Origin of the sequence: Streptomyces sp. NPDC001787 (assembly GCF_040297465.1) — a bacterium.
In the GTDB taxonomy this organism is placed as follows: Bacteria; Actinomycetota; Actinomycetes; order Streptomycetales; family Streptomycetaceae; genus Streptomyces.
Window position 1 is genome coordinate 39,906 of the sequence record NZ_JBEOZE010000040.1, and the last position, 16,829, is coordinate 56,734.

Annotated in this window: 16 protein-coding genes; 8 read left to right on the plus strand and 8 right to left on the minus strand. The window is 71.6% G+C overall.

The window, feature by feature from the left end; genetic code table 11:
• Nucleotides 1-173: 173 nt before the first annotated feature.
• Entirely contained in the window at nucleotides 174-764 is a 591-nt protein-coding gene (locus tag ABT170_RS35705) for a TetR/AcrR family transcriptional regulator (protein WP_329943500.1), read from the plus strand.
• Nucleotides 765-776: 12 nt separating this feature from the next.
• On the opposite strand, the gene ABT170_RS35710 is transcribed toward ABT170_RS35705, so the two are convergent.
• Nucleotides 777-1,793: an SMP-30/gluconolactonase/LRE family protein gene (locus tag ABT170_RS35710; RefSeq protein WP_329943501.1), complete on the minus strand. Its 1,017-nt coding sequence runs from the start codon at nucleotides 1,791-1,793 to the stop codon at nucleotides 777-779.
• A gap of 201 nt (nucleotides 1,794-1,994) precedes the next feature.
• Here ABT170_RS35710 and ABT170_RS35715 point away from each other — a divergent pair, with 201 nt between their 5' ends.
• Together ABT170_RS35715 and ABT170_RS35720 are read left to right on the plus strand one after the other, a co-directional pair.
• Nucleotides 1,995-3,818: a flavin-containing monooxygenase gene (locus ABT170_RS35715; RefSeq protein WP_351874509.1), complete on the plus strand. Its 1,824-nt coding sequence runs from the start codon at nucleotides 1,995-1,997 to the stop codon at nucleotides 3,816-3,818.
• A 73-nt stretch (nucleotides 3,819-3,891) separates the two neighbouring features.
• Nucleotides 3,892-4,554 (plus strand): lysophospholipid acyltransferase family protein, encoded by a 663-nt coding sequence (locus ABT170_RS35720; protein ID WP_351874512.1) that lies wholly within the window; start codon nucleotides 3,892-3,894, stop codon nucleotides 4,552-4,554.
• 53 nt (nucleotides 4,555-4,607) lie between these two features.
• On the opposite strand, the gene ABT170_RS35725 is transcribed toward ABT170_RS35720, so the two are convergent.
• Nucleotides 4,608-5,627: a GlxA family transcriptional regulator gene (locus ABT170_RS35725; protein WP_351874515.1), complete on the minus strand. Its 1,020-nt coding sequence runs from the start codon at nucleotides 5,625-5,627 to the stop codon at nucleotides 4,608-4,610.
• A gap of 205 nt (nucleotides 5,628-5,832) precedes the next feature.
• Between ABT170_RS35725 and ABT170_RS35730 the strand changes: the two genes are divergently transcribed.
• From ABT170_RS35730 to ABT170_RS35745, 4 genes are all read left to right on the plus strand, one after another.
• The gene (locus tag ABT170_RS35730) at nucleotides 5,833-6,570 is read left to right on the plus strand and encodes a DJ-1/PfpI family protein (RefSeq protein WP_329943505.1); all 738 of its coding nucleotides are present in this window, start codon (nucleotides 5,833-5,835) and stop codon (nucleotides 6,568-6,570) included.
• 176 nt (nucleotides 6,571-6,746) lie between these two features.
• Nucleotides 6,747-7,235, plus strand: a complete 489-nt coding sequence (locus ABT170_RS35735; protein WP_329943506.1) for a GNAT family N-acetyltransferase — start codon at nucleotides 6,747-6,749, stop codon at nucleotides 7,233-7,235.
• A gap of 325 nt (nucleotides 7,236-7,560) precedes the next feature.
• Entirely contained in the window at nucleotides 7,561-8,550 is a 990-nt protein-coding gene (locus ABT170_RS35740) for an L-histidine N(alpha)-methyltransferase (RefSeq protein WP_329943507.1), read from the plus strand.
• Between the two features lie 39 nt (nucleotides 8,551-8,589).
• The gene (locus tag ABT170_RS35745) at nucleotides 8,590-9,255 is read left to right on the plus strand and encodes a HemK2/MTQ2 family protein methyltransferase (RefSeq protein WP_329943508.1); all 666 of its coding nucleotides are present in this window, start codon (nucleotides 8,590-8,592) and stop codon (nucleotides 9,253-9,255) included.
• A gap of 42 nt (nucleotides 9,256-9,297) precedes the next feature.
• Here ABT170_RS35745 and ABT170_RS35750 read toward each other — a convergent pair whose 3' ends face one another.
• Nucleotides 9,298-10,443 carry an agmatine deiminase family protein gene (locus ABT170_RS35750; RefSeq protein ID WP_351874519.1) on the minus strand — a complete coding sequence of 382 codons (1,146 nt, stop codon included), beginning with the start codon at nucleotides 10,441-10,443 and terminating at the stop codon, nucleotides 9,298-9,300.
• A gap of 100 nt (nucleotides 10,444-10,543) precedes the next feature.
• On the opposite strand from ABT170_RS35750, the gene ABT170_RS35755 reads away from it, so the two are divergent.
• A complete protein-coding gene (locus ABT170_RS35755) occupies nucleotides 10,544-11,149 on the plus strand; it encodes a TetR/AcrR family transcriptional regulator (RefSeq protein WP_329943510.1) in 606 nt (201 codons plus the stop codon).
• A 75-nt stretch (nucleotides 11,150-11,224) separates the two neighbouring features.
• On the opposite strand, the gene ABT170_RS35760 is transcribed toward ABT170_RS35755, so the two are convergent.
• The 5 genes from ABT170_RS35760 to ABT170_RS35780 are packed head-to-tail and all read right to left on the minus strand — an operon-like array spanning nucleotide 11,225 to nucleotide 16,655.
• Complete coding sequence (locus ABT170_RS35760) at nucleotides 11,225-12,238, minus strand: ABC transporter ATP-binding protein (RefSeq protein WP_351874522.1); 1,014 nt, start codon at nucleotides 12,236-12,238, stop codon at nucleotides 11,225-11,227.
• Nucleotides 12,235-13,278: an ABC transporter ATP-binding protein gene (locus ABT170_RS35765; protein WP_351874525.1), complete on the minus strand. Its 1,044-nt coding sequence runs from the start codon at nucleotides 13,276-13,278 to the stop codon at nucleotides 12,235-12,237. The genes ABT170_RS35760 and ABT170_RS35765 overlap by 4 nt, the downstream gene beginning before the upstream one ends.
• On the minus strand, nucleotides 13,275-14,147 hold the full coding sequence (locus ABT170_RS35770; RefSeq protein ID WP_351874528.1) for an ABC transporter permease: 873 nt from the start codon (nucleotides 14,145-14,147) through the stop codon (nucleotides 13,275-13,277). Before ABT170_RS35770 ends, ABT170_RS35765 begins: the two co-directional genes overlap by 4 nt.
• On the minus strand, nucleotides 14,134-15,093 hold the full coding sequence (locus ABT170_RS35775; protein ID WP_351874531.1) for an ABC transporter permease: 960 nt from the start codon (nucleotides 15,091-15,093) through the stop codon (nucleotides 14,134-14,136). Before ABT170_RS35775 ends, ABT170_RS35770 begins: the two co-directional genes overlap by 14 nt.
• Entirely contained in the window at nucleotides 15,090-16,655 is a 1,566-nt protein-coding gene (locus ABT170_RS35780) for an ABC transporter substrate-binding protein (protein WP_351874534.1), read from the minus strand. The genes ABT170_RS35775 and ABT170_RS35780 overlap by 4 nt, the downstream gene beginning before the upstream one ends.
• Between the last annotated feature and the right edge of the window lie 174 nt (nucleotides 16,656-16,829).

Here is a 16,829-nt window from a genome sequence, read left to right on the forward strand (position 1 = left end):
CGTACGGACCCGCACTTCCCAGGCATGCTCCGCCCGCCGGGGCGGGGCATGTCCGGGCGCGCTCCCGCCACCTCGCCCGGCGGCCCCCTCCCTGTGCCCCGCTCGTCCGGCGTGTCCGGGCCCGCCCCGCGGGCAGGCCTGAGCGGTCCCTGTCCGGCCGGTACCCTTCCGGGGTGGAACAGCAGCCCAGGGCGGACGAGCGGCGGCCCGCGAACGACGGGCCGAAGGCAGCCGCCCGTAATCGCGCCGCTCTGGTCGCCGCCGCGCGGGAGGTCTACGCGGAGTCCGGTCTGGACGCCCCGCTCTCCGCCGTCGCGCGTCGTGCCGGGGTCGGTCAGGGCGTTCTGTACCGGCACTTTCCCGACCGCGCCGCCGTGGCGACCGCGGTTCTGGAGGAGAACGTACGGCAGATCGAACAGGCCGCGGCAGCCGAGGGAGCGACCCTGGCCGGCGTCCTCGGCGTGATGACGTGGCACCTCACGGAATCGGCGGCTTTCATCGGCCTCATGCACGCCGACGGGGCCGGCAGCCGCTCCGGTGTCCGCGCGCATGCCCTGGCTCTCTCCGAGCGGGTCGAGCGCGGTCTGCGGGGACACCTGCCGGACGGCCACCGGCTGGGTGGGGCGAACGACCTGATGCTCGCGGTCGCCATGGTCTCCGGAGCGGTCACCGGCCCCACCCGCGAGGAGCGCGAGCACCGGGCGCTGGCCGCCTGGCGGCTGCTCGGCGTCGAGGTGGGACCGGTACGGCCCTTCGAGGGATGAGCGCGGCCGGCGTCAGCCGCCGTTGGACTGCCGGATCCCTTCCGCCGGGGCGTCGAAGGAGTACAGGAACCCTCCGGCGGGCCCGCTGACGGTCATGTAGGCCTTGGTCCCGCCGGGTGTGATCGCCACGTTCGTCACCGATTCGAGGCCCTTGGCGCGGGAGGGGATCTCCACCGTCGCGATGCGCCCACCGTGCTGGTCGTACACGGCCATCGCGGCCCTGCCGTGCAGTCCCTGGTAGAGGTTGGCGTCCGCGTCCACGGCGATCGAGTCGGTCTGGGCGATTCCCCCGTCGACGCGGATGGCGGTGTGCCGGGAAGCCACGCCCCCGTTTCCGTCGAGGCGGAGGTAGGAGATCCGGTTCTCGGTCAGCTCGCTGATCCACAGCCCTCGGTAGTCCACGTCGAAGGAGATTCCGTTCGTCGAGGCCAGATTCCCGGCCAGGACGGTGGCCTTCTCGCCGTCGCGGTCGATCCGCACCACACGCCCGTGCTTCTCGCCCTCGGCCAGGCCGCGGGAGTCGCTGACGTACAGGTTGCCCTCCTCGTCGAAGGCGATGTCGTCGGGGTTCATCCGTGCCCCGTCGACCTCGCCGGAGAAGAAGGTCCGCGGATCACCGCCTTCCGGGGCCAGGCTCACGACCTCGCCGTGGGCGTAGTCGGTCAGGTAGAGCCGTCCGTCGTACGGGCTGAACTGCGCCGAGGTGTAGGCCCCCCGGTCGTCGGTGTGGACCGCCCGCGACGTCCTCTTCCCGACATCGACGCGTATCACCTTGGGACGGCCCGCGGGCGCGGTGACGTCCACGACGAACAGGTCGCCGTCCTCGCCGAAGACCGGGCCCTCCAGCAGCGTCATCCCGGTCTCCTCATGCACCTCTGTCAGCCGCATGACCTTGTGCGCGCGGATGATCCTGTCCGCGCCGACGGCCGCCCCGGCGCCCGGGTCACCTGTCTGGGTGCCGCATCCGGTGAGGATCAGGGTGCCGGTCATGGCGAGGACGGCCAGGGGCCGGATGGAGAGTCGTGGCATGGGGGGATCACTCTTCCTGTCCGCGGTGTGCGGGTGCCTTCGGCCGGGCCCGGCGGCTGCCGCCCGGGGCGCGGACGGGCTCCGGACGAGCGCCGTGTGCACCCGTGCGTCAACCGGACACCGTTGTCCGGTAGTTGCTACCGTAGCGGACGGCCGCTCGATCCGGGGCGGCCCCGATCGACAGGATTGAGGTCCCCCCACATGACAACCTCTCAAGCGTCGGCCCCCGACGGACCCGCCGCGCTGAGGGAGCGGTACCGCCTCGAACGTGAACGGCGCGTACGGCCCGACGGCGCCCGCCAATACCGCGACACCGACGCCGAGTTCGGCTACTACGCCGCAGATCCGTACGCGGGGGAGCCGGCCGGGCGGGAGCCGCTGCACGACATCGTCGACGTCGCGGTGGTCGGTGGTGGATTCGGCGGCATCCTCGCCGGGGCACGGCTGCGGCAGCAGGGCGTCGAGCGCGTCCGGATCGTGGAGAAGGGCGGTGACTTCGGGGGCACTTGGTACTGGAACCGGTACCCGGGCATCCACTGCGACATCGAGTCGCACGTGTACCTGCCGATGCTCGACGAGACCGGGTACGTTCCGGAGTGGAAGTACTCTCCCGGTGAGGAGATACGCCGCCACGCGATGCGGGTCGCACGGAAGTTCACCCTCTACACCGACGCACTGTTCTCCACCGCGGTCACCTCACTCGCCTGGGACGAGGCGTCCGGGACATGGACCGTCTCCACCGACCGCGGCGACGCGTTCCGGGCCACGTACGTCGTCACGGCCACCGGGACCCTCTCCGAGCCGAAGCTCCCCGGGATACCCGGCATCGAGGATTTCAGGGGTCACACCTTCCACACGTCCCGGTGGGACTACGCCTACACCGGCGGCACCCCGGACGGAGGCATGACCGGTCTCGCGCGGAAACGGGTCGGCGTCGTCGGCACCGGGGCCACCGGCGTCCAGGTCATACCCATGCTGGCCGAGGACGCCCGGCACGTCCACGTCTTCCAGCGCACCCCCTCCACCGTGGACGTGCGTGCCAACCGCCCCACCACCGCCCGGGACGTCGGCGCCGACCACGACGGCTGGGCGCGAGAACGCCGTGAGAACTATCTGCGGATCGTCTCCGGCGAGACGGCCGAACGGGATCTCGTGGCGGACCGCTGGACCATGTCGGCCCACCTCCTGGAGAAGCTCCTGCCGAGCTTCCGCCGGCAGGGCGACCGGAAGGTCTTCGAAGCCGCCTACGAGGCGGCCGACGCCGCCAAGATGAACGAACTCCGCACCCGCGTCGAACAGACCGTCACCGACCCGGACACGGCGGAGAAGCTCAAACCCTGGTACCGCTACGCCTGCAAGCGCCCCACCTTCTCCGACAGGTACTACCCGGCGTTCAACCGCGCCAACGTCACCCTGGTCGACACCGCGGACACCCATGGCATCGAGCGCGTCACCGAACACGGCGTCGTGGTCGGCGACACCACCTACGAGCTCGACTGCCTGATCTTCGCCACCGGGTTCTCCGTCGGGACCTCCGGCATCCACTCCGGCAAGCTCCCCGTCCACGGCCGCGGCGGCGCCCAGTTGCTGCACACCTGGGCGCGACAGGGCCCGCGCACTCTGCACGGCTTCACCAGCAACGGCTTCCCGAACCTGATCCAGATGGGGACGCTCCAGAACGCCAGCAGCGTCAACTTCACGCACATTCTGGACGAGCAGGCCGTCCATGCCGCCGCGCTCGTCGCGGCGGCCGAAGCCGAGGGCGCGCTCATCGAACCGTCCCGCGCGGCCGAGGACGCCTGGCTCGCCGTCCTGGCCGAGGACGCCCCCGACCACGAGTGGTTCCACGCGGAGTGCACCCCCGGCTACTACAACCGCGAAGGGCGCGGCCGGCCGAACGGCCCGATCGCCTACCCTCATGGCGCGTACGCCTTCCACGAGCTCCTGAGGCGATGGCGCGAAGAGTCCATGGCCGGAATCCTCCGGGCCGGGAACGGGAACTCGCCACGGCGGCCGGGAAGATGAGTACGACGACTCACGCCCCGGCGCCTCCCGCCGCCGACGATGAGGAACACCATCGTCGAAACGGAGACCACGCATGCTCAGCCGTATCGCCGGCGTCCTGGCGCCGGGCGTCGGCCGTCTGTCGGTGACCACCGACTCCGGCACCGGCCTCACGCCGGGCAGCATCATCGTCGCGAACCACACCTCGCTCGCCGACCCCGCCATCGTGCTCGCCGCCCTGTACCGCCTCGGCGTCGAGCCCGTCGTCATGGCGGCGGCCGGGCTGTGGCGCGTTCCCCTGCTCGGCCGGATCCTCGCCCGGGAGGGGCACATCCCCGTGTTCCGCCGGGACCGGCGTGCCGCGGGGGCGATCGACGCGGCGGCGGAGGCTCTCGCGCACGGCAGGCTGATCCTCATCTACGCCGAAGGCGGCCTGCCCCGGCGCACGGACGCGGCGGAGGCGGCCCCGGGCACCTTCCACAGCGGCCTGGCCCGGCTCACCGAACGCACCGGCGCCCCCGTCGTGCCCGTGGGCCAGGCCGGCGCCCGCCGCGTCACCTCGGGAAGCGTGGCCAAGCAGCTCGCCGGGCTGGCCACGGCACCGCTGCGCCGGCCCGCTCTGCACGTCCATGTGGGGGCACCGCTGGAACTGAGCGGCGACCGGGCCATGCGCACCACGCGGGCCCGGAGCGCGGTGACCACGGCGTGGCGCACGGCTGCCGCCCGCCTCGGCGAACCCGCCGCCCTCGCCGTGTAGGCCGGGCTCGCCGCGGGTTCACGCCGCTGGCCGGCCGGCGACGGGAGGGAGTCCTACCGGCCGTCCCGGCGGGGAACCGGATCGCCGGTGGCGGGCGTGTGCCGTGCGGAGCCGTGGACCGTTCGGTGCTGGCTCGGTGTGGTTCCGTAGTGCTCCAGGAACACCTGCCTCATCGTCTCGGCCGAGCTGAACCCGCAGCGTCTCGCGATCGAGGCCAGGGAGAGCGGTGTGGAGACGAGGAGCTGGGCGGCGGCCTCGGCCCGTGCGGTCCGTACGAACCGTGCGGGACTCTGCCCGAGGTGGTCGAGGAACAGCCGGGCCAGATGGCGCCCGCTGACTCCGGTGCGCGTGGCGAGGGCCGTTGTGGTGAGATCGCCGTCGAGATGCCCGGTGATGTGCTCCACCGCCTGCCGCACGGTCCGGTGCCCCGGGGCCGGCGCGTCGACGAACATGCTGATCTGGGCCTGATTTCCCGGACGTTGGAGATAGGTCACCATCATCCGCGCCAGCGTCCGCGCGAGGGCCGGTCCCTGGTCCTCCTCGACGAACGCGAGGGCGAGATCGAGCGCCCCGGTGACCCCCGCCGAAGTGCAGACGTGCTCGTCGCGCAGATAGAGCGGCGCGGCGTCGACGTGGACGGCCGGGTGACGCTCCGCGAGGTCGTGCGCGTACGCCCAGTGGGTCGTGGCGCGCCGGCCGTCGAGCAGGCCCGTCGCCGCCAGGACACTCGCGCCCGTGCACACCGACGCGACCCGGCCGCCGAGACCCGCCAGACGGCGCACATGCTCGACCAGCCGGGCGTTCCGCGCCGCCGCCCCATGGCCCGGACCGCCGACCACCAGCAGGGTGTCGACCGGGCCGCGGGTACGTTCCAGGGCCGCCTGCGAGCCCAGGACCAGCCCGGAGGAACAGCGCACCGGGCGGCCCTCCGGAGTGACCAGGCGCACCTCGTAGGGCGGGTTCGCGCTGAGGCGGTTCGCCCCGTCGAAGGCGCTGGTCACACAGGCGACCTCCACGAGTTCCACGTCGTCGTAGGCCACGACCACCACGTGGTGGCGGACAGCTTTCGTCATGCCGACGACCCTAAACGCTGTCCCGTGGTCCCCGGCGGGCGCACGCATGTGTCCGGAGGACAGGTATCCCAGAAATTCGGACACGAAGCCCGGAGCCGTACCTCCTCGGCGCCGAGGACGGGCGAGGCTTGCCGGGCGGCAGCACGCCGCCCGGAGAATCCGCCGGGAATCCGCCAACCGCCCGCCTGTATCCAGGAGCCCTGTCATGACCGAGACCTCACCCACAGCCTCGCCCGCGCCGACCGAGGACCCGACGAAGACCATCGCGTTCGTGCTGTACCCCGGGATCACTCCGCTGGACATCGTCGGCCCGCTACAGGTCTTCGCGGCGCTGGGCGATCTCGTTCCCGGCTACCGCACCGTCGTGGTCGGTGAGCGGATCGAGCCGATGGCGAGCGACACCCCGCTGTCCCTCGTGCCCAGTCACACCTTCGACGGGATACCGGATCCGCACGCGATGATCGTGCCCGGCGGCCTCGTTCCCACCCTCGCCGCGATGGCCGACGAGGATCTGCTGCGGAACCTGCGGGAGACCGCGGCGCGGTCCCAGGTCGTCGGTTCCGTGTGCACCGGCTCGCTGCTGCTCGGGGCGGCAGGGCTCCTGGAGGGCCGCCGGGCCACCACGCACTGGATGTACCGCGACCTCCTGGCCAGGTTCGGGGCGACCCCGGTCACCCGGCGCTGGGTCGAGGACGGCCATGTCATCACCGCCGCGGGAGTCTCGGCGGGCATCGACATGGCGCTGCACCTCGTCGGCCGTCTCGCCGGTGAGGAGGTCGCGCGGATGGTCCAGTTGTTCATCGAGTACGACCCCGAGCCGCCCTTCGGCCCGATCGACTGGAAGGCCGCCGACAGCGGGCAGTACGCGCCCTTCGCCCGCGAACTGCTCCAGAGCGCCCTGGCCGGCCACCCGGCCCTGCTGGCACAGCTGAGCGATCAGTGAGTGACCGGCCGCGGTTGCCCTGAAGGAAGGGGCACCTGCTCGCGCGTGCCCGCCGGCCGCAGGGGAACATGGTCCGGGCGACGACGGGCTCCGGGGCAGGGGCGGCCTCCGGCCGGTGTCACCCGGAGCCCTGTCGTCGCCGGAGCCGATCGACGTACGACTGGGGAGATCTGAGGATGTTCAGCGTGGAGTTGCGACTGTCGGCGCGCGATCTGGTGCCCGCGGACCTGGCGTCGTGCGGGTGGTCGGGGTCCCGACACCACCTGGCCGACGTCGCGAAGCAGCTGGACCGCGTACGGCTCGGAGAGGTCGACTACCTCGCGGTCTGCCCCGTGACGGACATCCCCGTGGCGAAGGGGGGTGTCGACTACCTGGCCAAGCGGGGCGTCGGCACTCTGTGGCAGATCGCGGTGCATCCCGCACTGCAGTCGTGCGGGATCGGTACCTTCCTCGTCGGCGCCGCGGAGCAACGCATCAGGGCCCGGGGACTCCTCCACGCCGAGCTCGGCGTGGAGGAGAGCAACCCCCGGGCGCGGGTGCTGTACGAACGACTGGGCTATGCCGCGTATGACCGTCAGCCGGATTCGTGGGACGAGCAGGCCCCGGACGGGTCGGTGCGCCGCTACGAAACGGTGTGCACCCTGATGCGTAAGGACCTTCTCTGAAGACAGGTCCCGATGCGCCTTCGCGCGAGCACATGAGTGAGCGCCGGCTCCTCCCACGGGCAATCGACGGCGCATCGGTGACCAAGAACTCGTTCCATGGCCGAATTCTGTACCGCTCCGAAGCCGGAAGGTGAATTCGCCGGACGCGGCGGTTTGCGCTCTCTTGAGCAGTGGCAGAATCCACGAGGGGCGGCCGGAACGTCGACGGCCTATGCATCCTGTTTGATCGGAGCACGCACGGCAGGCATGGGACTACGGCTGCTGATCGGGCACGCCGGTCCGGGGAGCCAGGAGGGGCGTTGCAGTGCTGAGTCGAGTCGAAATCGTGGCGGTTGACAAAGGTGCCGCATTTTGGGATGACCGGTCGGCTCTCCTGGCCGGCCTCGGGGAGGAGCCTCCACGGATTCCAGCTCATTTCGGGTACGACGCTCTCGGGTCGGACCTGTTCGAGTTGATCACCGAGCTGCCCGATTACTATCTCACTCGCGTCGAGTTCGGGCTGCTGAAGCGGCACGCCGACGAAATGGCCGACCTGATCGGATGCGGGTCGATCGCCGAACTGGGCAGCGGGAGCGCCAAGAAGACCCGCTTGTTGCTGGCGGCCTGTGCCGCTCGCCGCCCGACCTCCTACCTGCCGATCGACGTCAGCCGCGAGATGCTTGAGGCCAGCGGGCGAGATCTGGCCGCCGCGCTCCCCTCCGTGAGAGTGCGGGGGCTGTGGGGCCGGTACGAGGCCGGGCTGGCCTGGCTGCGGGACAGTGAGCCCGAGCCGGTGGTGGTGTCATTCCTCGGGAGCAATCTCGGGAATATGACACCGGCAGAGCTGGACGGACTATTGTCCGAGATCGTCGGTACGCTCCGGCCCGGCGACGGATTCCTGGTATCCGTCGATCTCCTGAAGTCGGCCGGGACACTCGAAGCCGCCTACAACGATCCGCCCGGCCGGTCGGCGTTCACGCGATTCCGGTTCAATCACCTGGATCACCTCAATCGGCGCTTCGACGGTAATTTCGACTCCCGTAATTTCGAGGTGCGGGCCCACTTCGACCCCGACGCCTCTGCTGTCGAGGCCCGGGTCTACGCGAAGGAAGACCATTTCGTCGCGCTCCGTGCATTGAATCTTGAACTGAACCTGAGGCGCGGAGAATCGATCAACGTCGGACTTTCCCACAAGTTCCGGCGCGAGCAATTCGTATCCGATGTCACCTCGCGCGGTCTCGGCCTGCGCGCGGAGTGGATCGACGAGGAATGGCAGTACGGAATCTTCCTCTTCACACGCTCGCACGATCTCCGTGAGCGCACGCATGAGATCTGACATGGGAAAGGGCAGTACTTTCGATGTGCGGATTGTGCCGTGTGGTTACTGAGACCTCCTGGTGTCTACCGGCCCCAGGCCGATACCTGGTTGCTGGCCCAGACGCTCCGTGATGCGGGAATCCCCTTCGGCGCACGGGTCCTGGACATGTGCACCGGCACCGGCGCCCTGGCCATCGCCGCCGCCGGCGTGGGCGCGGGGCACATCACGGCCGTGGACATCTCGCGCCGTGCCGCGCTCACGACGCGGTTCAACACCCGGGTGCGTCGGATCCCCGTCCGGGTCGAGCGGAGGGACGCGCTGACACTCCCCGCCCGCCGGCAGTTCGACGTGATACTCGCCAACCCGCCGTACGTACCGTCCCCGCGGCAGGAGCTTCCCCGGAGCGGACCGGCCAGGGCCTGGGACGCCGCGCGGGACGGACGGGCACTGCTGGACCCCCTGTGCGCCAACGCTCCCGGGATGCTCGCCGACGGCGGCATGCTGCTGATCGTGCACTCCGATGTGTGCGGGGTGGAGACCACGGTGGAACTGCTGCGCGGCGGAGGCCTGAAGGCCGCGGTGGTGGCCCGGCGGACGGTTCCCTTCGGACCGGTCATGAGACGCCGCATCGCGCTGCTGGAGGACCGGGGGGTCATCAGGGCCGGACAACGCGAAGAGGAACTGGTGGTGATCCGTGGTGACAGGCGCGATCCCCCGCCGTAGCGCGGAATCGGAGCACGGGCACCGGGCGGCGAGAGCTGTCGTTCATCGCCCGCGGCCTTGCCCGAGCGCCTGCCCCGCAGGTCTGGGGAGCTGCTGGGTGGAGCAGTGGATGCTGCCTCCTCCCTCGCCGAGGGTGTCGACGGGCAGTTGCACGACCTTCCGCCCCGGGTACAGATCGCGCAGGATGGACGCCGCGTCGCTGTCGGCCTTCCTGTCGCCGAAGCCGGGTGCGATGACCGCGCCGTTGACCACGTAGTAGTTCACGTAGCTGGCGAGGAATCCGTCCCCGCGGCGCCCGATGTCGACCGGTTCGGGCAGCTCGACGACTTCGAGCCGCTCGCCCCGGGCGTCCACGGCCCTGTCAAGCACCTTCCTGGCCTGGTCGAAGGCGTCGGTCCAGACGTCTCGTGGCGCCTCCTCGTCCGGTGTGCTCATGACCACGACGCCGGGTTCGGAGAACCGCGCCAGCCCATCGATGTGGTAGTCCGTGATGTCCTTGCCCTTGACGCCGTCCACCCAGATCACCGCGGTGACGCCGAACAGGGCCCTGAGCGCCTGCTCGATGTCGTCACGGGACTTGCCGGGATTGCGGTTCCCGTTGACCAGGGAACTCTCGGTCGCCAGAAGGGTGCCCCTGCCGTCGACCTCGATCGAGCCGCCCTCACCGATGATCGGCGCCTTGATCCTGCTGATGTGCTCGTCGTCCAGGATCGCCTCCGCGACCTGACTGTCGCGGCCGTGGGCCTGCTTGTCGCCCCAGCCGTTGAAGTTGAGGTCGACTCCGGCGATGCCGTCGGGCCCGAGTACGAAGGTCGGCCCGATGTCGCGCATCCACAGGTCGTCCACCGCGATCGGGACGACCTCCACCCCGGAGCCGCAGGCCTTCCGGGCCGCCTTCACCTCCCGGTCATCGGCCAGGAGGACCACCGGCTCGAACTCGGCGATCGTCCGCGCGATCCGCGCGATGTCCTCCCGCACGCCGTGGATGTCCGACTTCCAGATCTGCCGGGTGGGCCATGACATGTAGGTCAGTTCGTGGGGGTGCGCCTCGTCGGGCATCCGCCACCCCCCGGCCGACGTCGTCCCTCCGTCCCGCGCCGGGCGGCCGCTGTCCTGGGTGCTACAGGCACTCAGCGCCACACCGAGGGCGGCGAGGGCCCCTGCCCGCAGGGTCTGACGCCTGGACATTCGCACGATCCAACTCCCTGACTGAAAATTTGGTCAGTACGATAGTAGGGCATGATCGACCCGAGCCACATGTTGACACTTCAGGCAGTGGGAGCACTTGATGCCGGACAGGCGTACCCAGATCCTCGAAGCCGCCGCCCGGCTGATCGCCCGGCACGGCGTGCGCGGACTGCGCGTCGAGGAGGTCTCCGCAGAGGCGGGCGTCTCGACCGCACTGATCTACTACCACTTCAAGGACCGCGCCGGGCTGCTGCGCCGCACGCTGGAGTTCATCAACCAGCGCGCCGTGCGCTACACCGACGCCGCCCTGGACCCCTCCGACGATCCGTGTACCCAGCTCACCGAAATGCTGCTCCTGGAACTGCAGGACACCCCCCGGGTCAGGGAGAACAGCGCGGCCTGGGGCGAGTTCCGGGCCACCGCGATCTTCGACCCCGACCTGCGGGAACAGCTCGCCACCTCGACCGGTGAATGGGTCGAGGACCTCGCAGACCTCGTACGCCGGGCCCAAGCCGCCGGTCTGGCCGGCCCCGAGATCGCCCCGAGCGCCGCGGCCGAACGCCTCACCGCCCTCGTCGAGGGCCTGAGTGAACGATGGCTGAGCGGGACCACACCACTGCGACGCGCCCACGAGCTGCTCCGTGACGCCATCGCCATGGAACTCCGCAGGCCGGCGTCCCGGGAGACCGAGCCGCACCGCGACTGACCGCCGGCCGCACCTCCGACCGTTCCCGGACGCTTCCCCCACCGCCGAGGGCCGGTTGTTCCCGCACGGGGTCCGTCAGCCGGTTGTCCGGGGGCCGGACGACAGGGCGGCTGTCGGCGCGTGAGGTGCCGGTGGTGTGCTGGGGGTGATCAGAGGCCTGTGGCAGGCGACCGTTCGGCGCGGGGCGATCTCGCGCAGCGCCGGTGTCTCGTCGGCGCAGCGGGCGTCGGCGAGCGGGCAGCGGGTGCGGAAGCGGCAGCCGGAGGGCGGGGCGAGCGGGGACGGCGGGTCGGTGGGAAGCAGGCCGGTGTCGCCGAGGGGGCGGCCGGGTTCGGGGACGGCGGCGAGCAGCGCGGCGGTGTAGGGATGGGCCGGGGCTGCGAGGACCTCTTCGGTGGGGCCCTGCTCGCAGAGCCGGCCGAGCTGGAGTACGGCGACGTCGTCGCTGACCGCCCGTACGACGCCGAGGTCGTGGGAGATGAACAGGCTTGCCAGGCCGCGTTCCTCGGTGAGCGCGCGGAGCAGGTTGAGCACCGTGGCCTGGGCGGAGACGTCGAGGGCGGAGACGGCCTCGTCGGCGATGAGCACGCGGGGTTCGGCGGCCAGCGCCCTGGCGATGGCGACGCGCTGGGCCTGGCCGCCGGAGAGCTGGCCCGGCCGGCGGTCGCCGAACAGGGCGGGCGGCAGGCCCACCGCGTTGAGCTGTCGCTCGATGACGGCCGCGCGGTCGCGAGAGGCGTCGGGGTGGGCGTCGAGCGGTTCGGCGACCAGGTCGCTGACCTGACGCCGTGGGTTGAGCGAGGAGAGCGGGTCCTGGAAGACCATCTGTATCCGGGGACGCAGGGCGCGCAGCGCACGGGGGGTCAGGGTGGCGAGGTCGGTGCCGGCGAGGCTGACGGTGCCGGCGGTGGGCGGGGGCAGCCGGAGCAGGGCCTTGGCGATGCTGCTCTTGCCGGAGCCGGACTCGCCGACCAGGGCGAGGGTGCGGCGCTCGTGCAGCGTCAGGTCGACGTCGCTGACGGCGTGCAGCGGTCCGGAGCGGGTGCGGTGGACCACCGAGAGTCCGGTGGCGTGCAGGACGGCGGTCATGCGGCGTTCTCCGACCTGGTCAGGGGGAAGTGGCAGGTGGCCGTGCGGCCGGGGCCCGCCTCGATGACGGGCGGGGCGGTCGTGGCGCAGACGGTCTCGGCGCGCTCGCAGCGCGGCGCGAACGGGCAGCCGGGCGCCGGACGCGAGAGGTCCGGCGGGGTACCGGGGATGGCCGGCAGGGTGCGCCGCAGCGGGCCGGTGACGCGGGGGACGGAGCGCAGCAGCGCGGCGGTGTAGGGATGGGCGGGGTGCTCGGTGACGGTCCCGGTGGGGCCGGTCTCGACGATCCGGCCGCCGTACATGACCGCGACCCTGCGTGCCCGGCCGTGGAGCAGGCCGATGTCGTGGGTGATGAGCAGGGTGGCCAGGCCGCGGTTCTCGCGGTGGCGGTCGAGCAGGTCCAGGACGGTGCGCTGGACGGTGACGTCGAGCGCGGTGGTGGGTTCGTCGGCGAGCAGGAGGGCCGGGGAGCCGGCCAGGGCCGCGGCGATGCCGACACGTTGACGCAGACCGCCGGAGAGTTCGTGCGGGTAGGCGCGGGCGCGCCGGGCCGGGTCGGGGACGTCGACGGAGGCGAGGAGTTCGGTGGCCCGCTCATGGCGGGCGCGGCGGGAGAGCCGGCGCCGGTTGGTGATCGATTCGGTGACCTGCTCGGCGATCCGCACGACGGGGTTGAGCGAGGTCATCGGGTCCTGGTGGACCATGGCGACGCCGGTGCCGAGGAGCTCGGAGCGCCGTGCGGGGGCGGCGGCGAGCAGGTCCTCGCCGTGGAGGAGCACCTGCCCGGTGGCGCTGACGGTGGTGGTACGGGGGTGGACACCGAGCACCGTGCGGGCGAGGACCGACTTTCCGGAGCCGGACTCACCGACCACCCCGAGGCATTCGCCCGCGTCGATGGTGAGGCTGACGCCGTGCAGGATGTGCAGCGCCCGGCCGTCGGGGGTGTGCAGGGTGGTGTCGAGCGAGCGGATGTCCAGCACCGGGGTGGCGCGGGGGCCGGGACCCGTTGCGGCGCTCGGCACGGGGGTCGGGACGCTCATGCGCGTGATCCCTTCCGGTCGGGCGAACGCAGCTGTTCGCCGAGGTAGTTGAGGGCCAGGACGGTCAGACAGAGCACCGCGGCCGGGGCGAGGGAGATCCAGGGAGCGCTGCCGAGCATGGTGCGGCCCTCGGCGATGACTCCGCCCCAGGACGGCTCCGGCGGGCGCAGCCCGAAGCCGAGGAAGCTGAGGGAGCCCTCGGCGACGATGGCGACCGTGGTCGCGGTGAAGGCGAAGGCCAGGGAGGCCGACGCGACATGCGGCACGATCTCGCGGCGCAGCACGCGCAGCGGCGCCGTGCCGATCATCCGGGCGGCCTGGACGAAGCCGCGCTCGCTGAGCGAGAGCACCACGGCGCGCACCACCCGGGTGAAGTGCGGAACGGTGAACACGCCGATCAGCGTGCCGATCACGGGCAGGCTGGGGCCGCGCAGCGAGACCACGATCATCACGAGGATCAGCGTGGGCACGGACATCAGGACGTCGGTGGCGAACCCGATGGCCCTGTCGACCGGGCCGCGGAACCAGCCCGCGGCCAGCCCCAGCGCGCCACCGCCGAGCAGACCGACCGTGATCGTCAGCCCGGCGACCGCGAAGGAGGCGCGGGCGCCGGCGACGGTGCGCTGGAGGACATCGCGGCCCGAGGCGTCGGTGCCCAGCCAGTGACCGGGGCCCGGCGGTGCGGAGGGGGCGGCGAAGTCGCCGTGCAGCGGGTCGAATCCGGGCAGCAGCGGCAGCACCAGTGCCGCGAGCGCGACGGCGCTCAGCCAGGCGCCGGCGACGAGCACCCCGGCCGAGGGCCGCCGCCGGGCGGTGCGGGCGGGAGCGGTGGCGGCGGGCTTCGCCGGGGCGGTGTCAGCGGTGGCCATGGGCGATCCTCGGGTCGAGCGTGCGGTACAGCAGTTCCACCGCGAGCGTGGCGGCGACGACGGCGGCGGCGCTGATCACGGTGACGGCCTGGATGACGGGGAAGTCGCGGGCGTTGATGGAGCCGGCGGCGAGGCTGCCGACGCCCGGGACCCCGAACAACGTCTCGACCAGCACGGATCCGCCGAGCGAGGTTCCGACGCCGATGCCGATCAGGGTGACCAGCGGCAGCGAGGACGGCCGCAGCGCGCGCCTCAGCATCAGCCGTGCCGTTCCCATCCCGCGGCTGCGGGCGGCGGAGATGTAGGTCTGGTCGAGGGTGTCGAGCAGTTGCCCGCGCAGTGTGCGGGTGAAGACGGCGGCCTCGGTGAGGCCCAGGGTGAGCGCGGGCAGCACCAGGTGCCGCAGGTTGCCGAGCGGGTCCTCGCCGAACGGCGTCCAGCCCGTCGCGGGCAGGATCCGCAGCTGGACGGCGGCGATCCAGATCAGCAGCAGGCCGAGGACGAAACCGGGTACGGCGAGCCAGACGAAGGCGCCGGCGGTGGCGATCCGGTCCACCGGCCCGTCCGGCCGCCAGGCCGAGAACAGCGCCACCGGCACGGCGACGCAGAGCGCCACCAGCTGGGCGGCGACGAAGAGTTCGAGCGTGACCGGGATCCGGTCCGCGAGCTCGCCGGTGACCGGGGCACCGGTGCTCAGGGACTGCCCGAGGTCGCCGTGGAGGGCGTCGCCGAGCCAGCGCCAGGTGGCCGACAGCACGTTCTCGTCCAGCCCCAGCCGCGCCTCGTACGCGGTGATCTGTTCAGGGGTGGCGGTGGGCCCGAGCGCGGCGAGCGCCGGGGAGCCGGGCATCAGGTGCGGCAGGGTGAGCGCGGCGAGCGTGACCAGCAGCAGTACGGCGACGGCCCGGCCCAGTGGCGCTGCCGCGCGGAGGATCCGAGGGGTCACTTCTTCACCCACAGGCCGGCCGGGGACAGGCTGATGACGGTGCGCCGGGACAGGTCGGGCAGGCCGCCGACCTCGGCCGTGGCGAGGAAGCCGGTCCGGTTCTCGGTGAGGAAGAGCATCGGGGCATCCCCGACGATCGTCCTGGCCGCCTTGTCGTAGGCGGTGCCTCGCTTGGCGGCGTCCGGCTCGGCCCGCCCGGCCACGATCGCCTTGTTCACCTCCGGGTTGCTGTAACCCATGAAGTTGTAGGGCGAGCCGGCGGTGTAGAGGCTGTTCAGCGCGGTGTCGGTGTCACCGAACATGCTCGTGACGAAGTCCAGCACCTGGAACTTGCGCTGGAACATCGCGGTGTTCAGGCTCGCGGCGTCCATCGGCTTGATGGTCATCCTCACCCCGGCCTCGGCGAACATCTGCTGCAGTACGGTGGCGCGCTGCTGGCCCTCGGGCCGGTTGTCGACCAGGTACTCGAAGGAGAGATCCGGGTGGCCGGCTTCCGCGAGCAGGGCACGGGCCTTCGCCGGATCATGGGCCGGATAGGCGTCAGCGGCGTTCGCGGCGCGGTAGGGGGAGTGGGAGCCGATCGGGCCGTCGGAGGGCTTTCCCTGGCCGAGGAAGACGACCTTCTCCACCGCCTCGCGGTCGACGGCGTACTGGAGCGCCCGGCGCACGCGCGGGTCGTCGAAGGGCGCGGCCTTCGTGTTGAACAGGACGGTGGAGGTGGAGCCGGGCCCGGTGGCGGCGCGCAGTCCCGCGCCGCCGGCCTGCTTGAGCTGGGCCGGGGTCTCGGTCCAGATCAGGTCCGCGTCGCCGGAGCGAAGGGACTGGTAGCGGCTGTCGGAGTCCGGCAGCACCTTGTAGACGATCTTGTCGGCGTGGCCCTTGTCGCCCCAGTAGGCGGGGTTGCGGGCCACGGTGACCGAGACACCGGGCTGGACGCTCTCCACGGTGTACGGACCGGATCCGACCGCCGGTGCCGTTCCGGCGGGGGCCTGGGACACATAGCCGAGGGAGCGGGTGAAGAGGCTGGGGAAGTTGGCGTTGGGGGCCTTGAGGGTGAAGTCGACGGTGGTGGGGCCGTTCGCCTCGATGGCGCCGATGGTGGCGGCGTCGGCGGCGCAGGTGCAGGTGCTCTCCGGCTTCGCGAGGCGCTTCACATGGTCGACGACGGCCTGGGCGTCCAGCGGCTTGCCATCGCTGAACTTCACCCCCTCGCGCAGCTTCAGGGTCCAGCCGGTGGCGTTCGCGTCCGGGGTGAACGCCTCGGCCAGATAGGGCTCCACGACGCCGTCGTCGCCGTTGATCATCAGTGGGTCGTACAGCGCGTTGGCCAGGACCATCATCGGCATCGAGGTCAGCGTGCCGTCGGCCGGGTCGAGCTTGGTGAAGGGGCGGTCCAGGCCCACCCTGAGCGTGCCGCCGTCGACCGCGGGCCCGTCGGCGGGGGCGGCCCCGGTGGAGCCGTCGCCGGACACCGCGCTGTCGGAAGCCGTGCAGGCACCGGCGGTCAGGGCGAGGGTGAGCGCGCAGGCGGAGGCCGCGAGCAGGTGCGTGTGCCGCTTCATGATTCCTCGGGTTTCTCGGAACAAGGGGTGGGAACGACAGCGCGGGGCTGCCGCCACCCACACCATTTCGGAACTGGCAGTACTGCCAAAAGGCAGTTGTGCAAACAGCCCGTGACCAGCTGCCGAAGAGTTGGCGCGTGCCTTGAGCGGGCGTTGCCAGGCATGGTTCGGTAC

Excerpts from the sequence above, each read along its gene's own strand:
- ABT170_RS35710 (WP_329943501.1), bottom strand. The coding sequence starts at position 1,793 with ATGCCACGACTCTCCATCCGGCCCCTGGCCGTCCTCGCCATGACCGGC.
- ABT170_RS35715 (WP_351874509.1), top strand. The coding sequence starts at position 1,995 with ATGACAACCTCTCAAGCGTCGGCCCCCGACGGACCCGCCGCGCTGAGG.
- ABT170_RS35720 (WP_351874512.1), top strand. The coding sequence starts at position 3,892 with ATGCTCAGCCGTATCGCCGGCGTCCTGGCGCCGGGCGTCGGCCGTCTG.
- ABT170_RS35725 (WP_351874515.1), bottom strand. The coding sequence starts at position 5,627 with ATGACGAAAGCTGTCCGCCACCACGTGGTGGTCGTGGCCTACGACGAC.
- ABT170_RS35730 (WP_329943505.1), top strand. The coding sequence starts at position 5,833 with ATGACCGAGACCTCACCCACAGCCTCGCCCGCGCCGACCGAGGACCCG.
- ABT170_RS35735 (WP_329943506.1), top strand. The coding sequence starts at position 6,747 with ATGTTCAGCGTGGAGTTGCGACTGTCGGCGCGCGATCTGGTGCCCGCG.
- ABT170_RS35750 (WP_351874519.1), bottom strand. The coding sequence starts at position 10,443 with ATGTCCAGGCGTCAGACCCTGCGGGCAGGGGCCCTCGCCGCCCTCGGT.
- ABT170_RS35755 (WP_329943510.1), top strand. The coding sequence starts at position 10,544 with ATGCCGGACAGGCGTACCCAGATCCTCGAAGCCGCCGCCCGGCTGATC.
- ABT170_RS35760 (WP_351874522.1), bottom strand. The coding sequence starts at position 12,238 with ATGACCGCCGTCCTGCACGCCACCGGACTCTCGGTGGTCCACCGCACC.
- ABT170_RS35765 (WP_351874525.1), bottom strand. The coding sequence starts at position 13,278 with ATGAGCGTCCCGACCCCCGTGCCGAGCGCCGCAACGGGTCCCGGCCCC.
- ABT170_RS35770 (WP_351874528.1), bottom strand. The coding sequence starts at position 14,147 with ATGGCCACCGCTGACACCGCCCCGGCGAAGCCCGCCGCCACCGCTCCC.
- ABT170_RS35780 (WP_351874534.1), bottom strand. The coding sequence starts at position 16,655 with ATGAAGCGGCACACGCACCTGCTCGCGGCCTCCGCCTGCGCGCTCACC.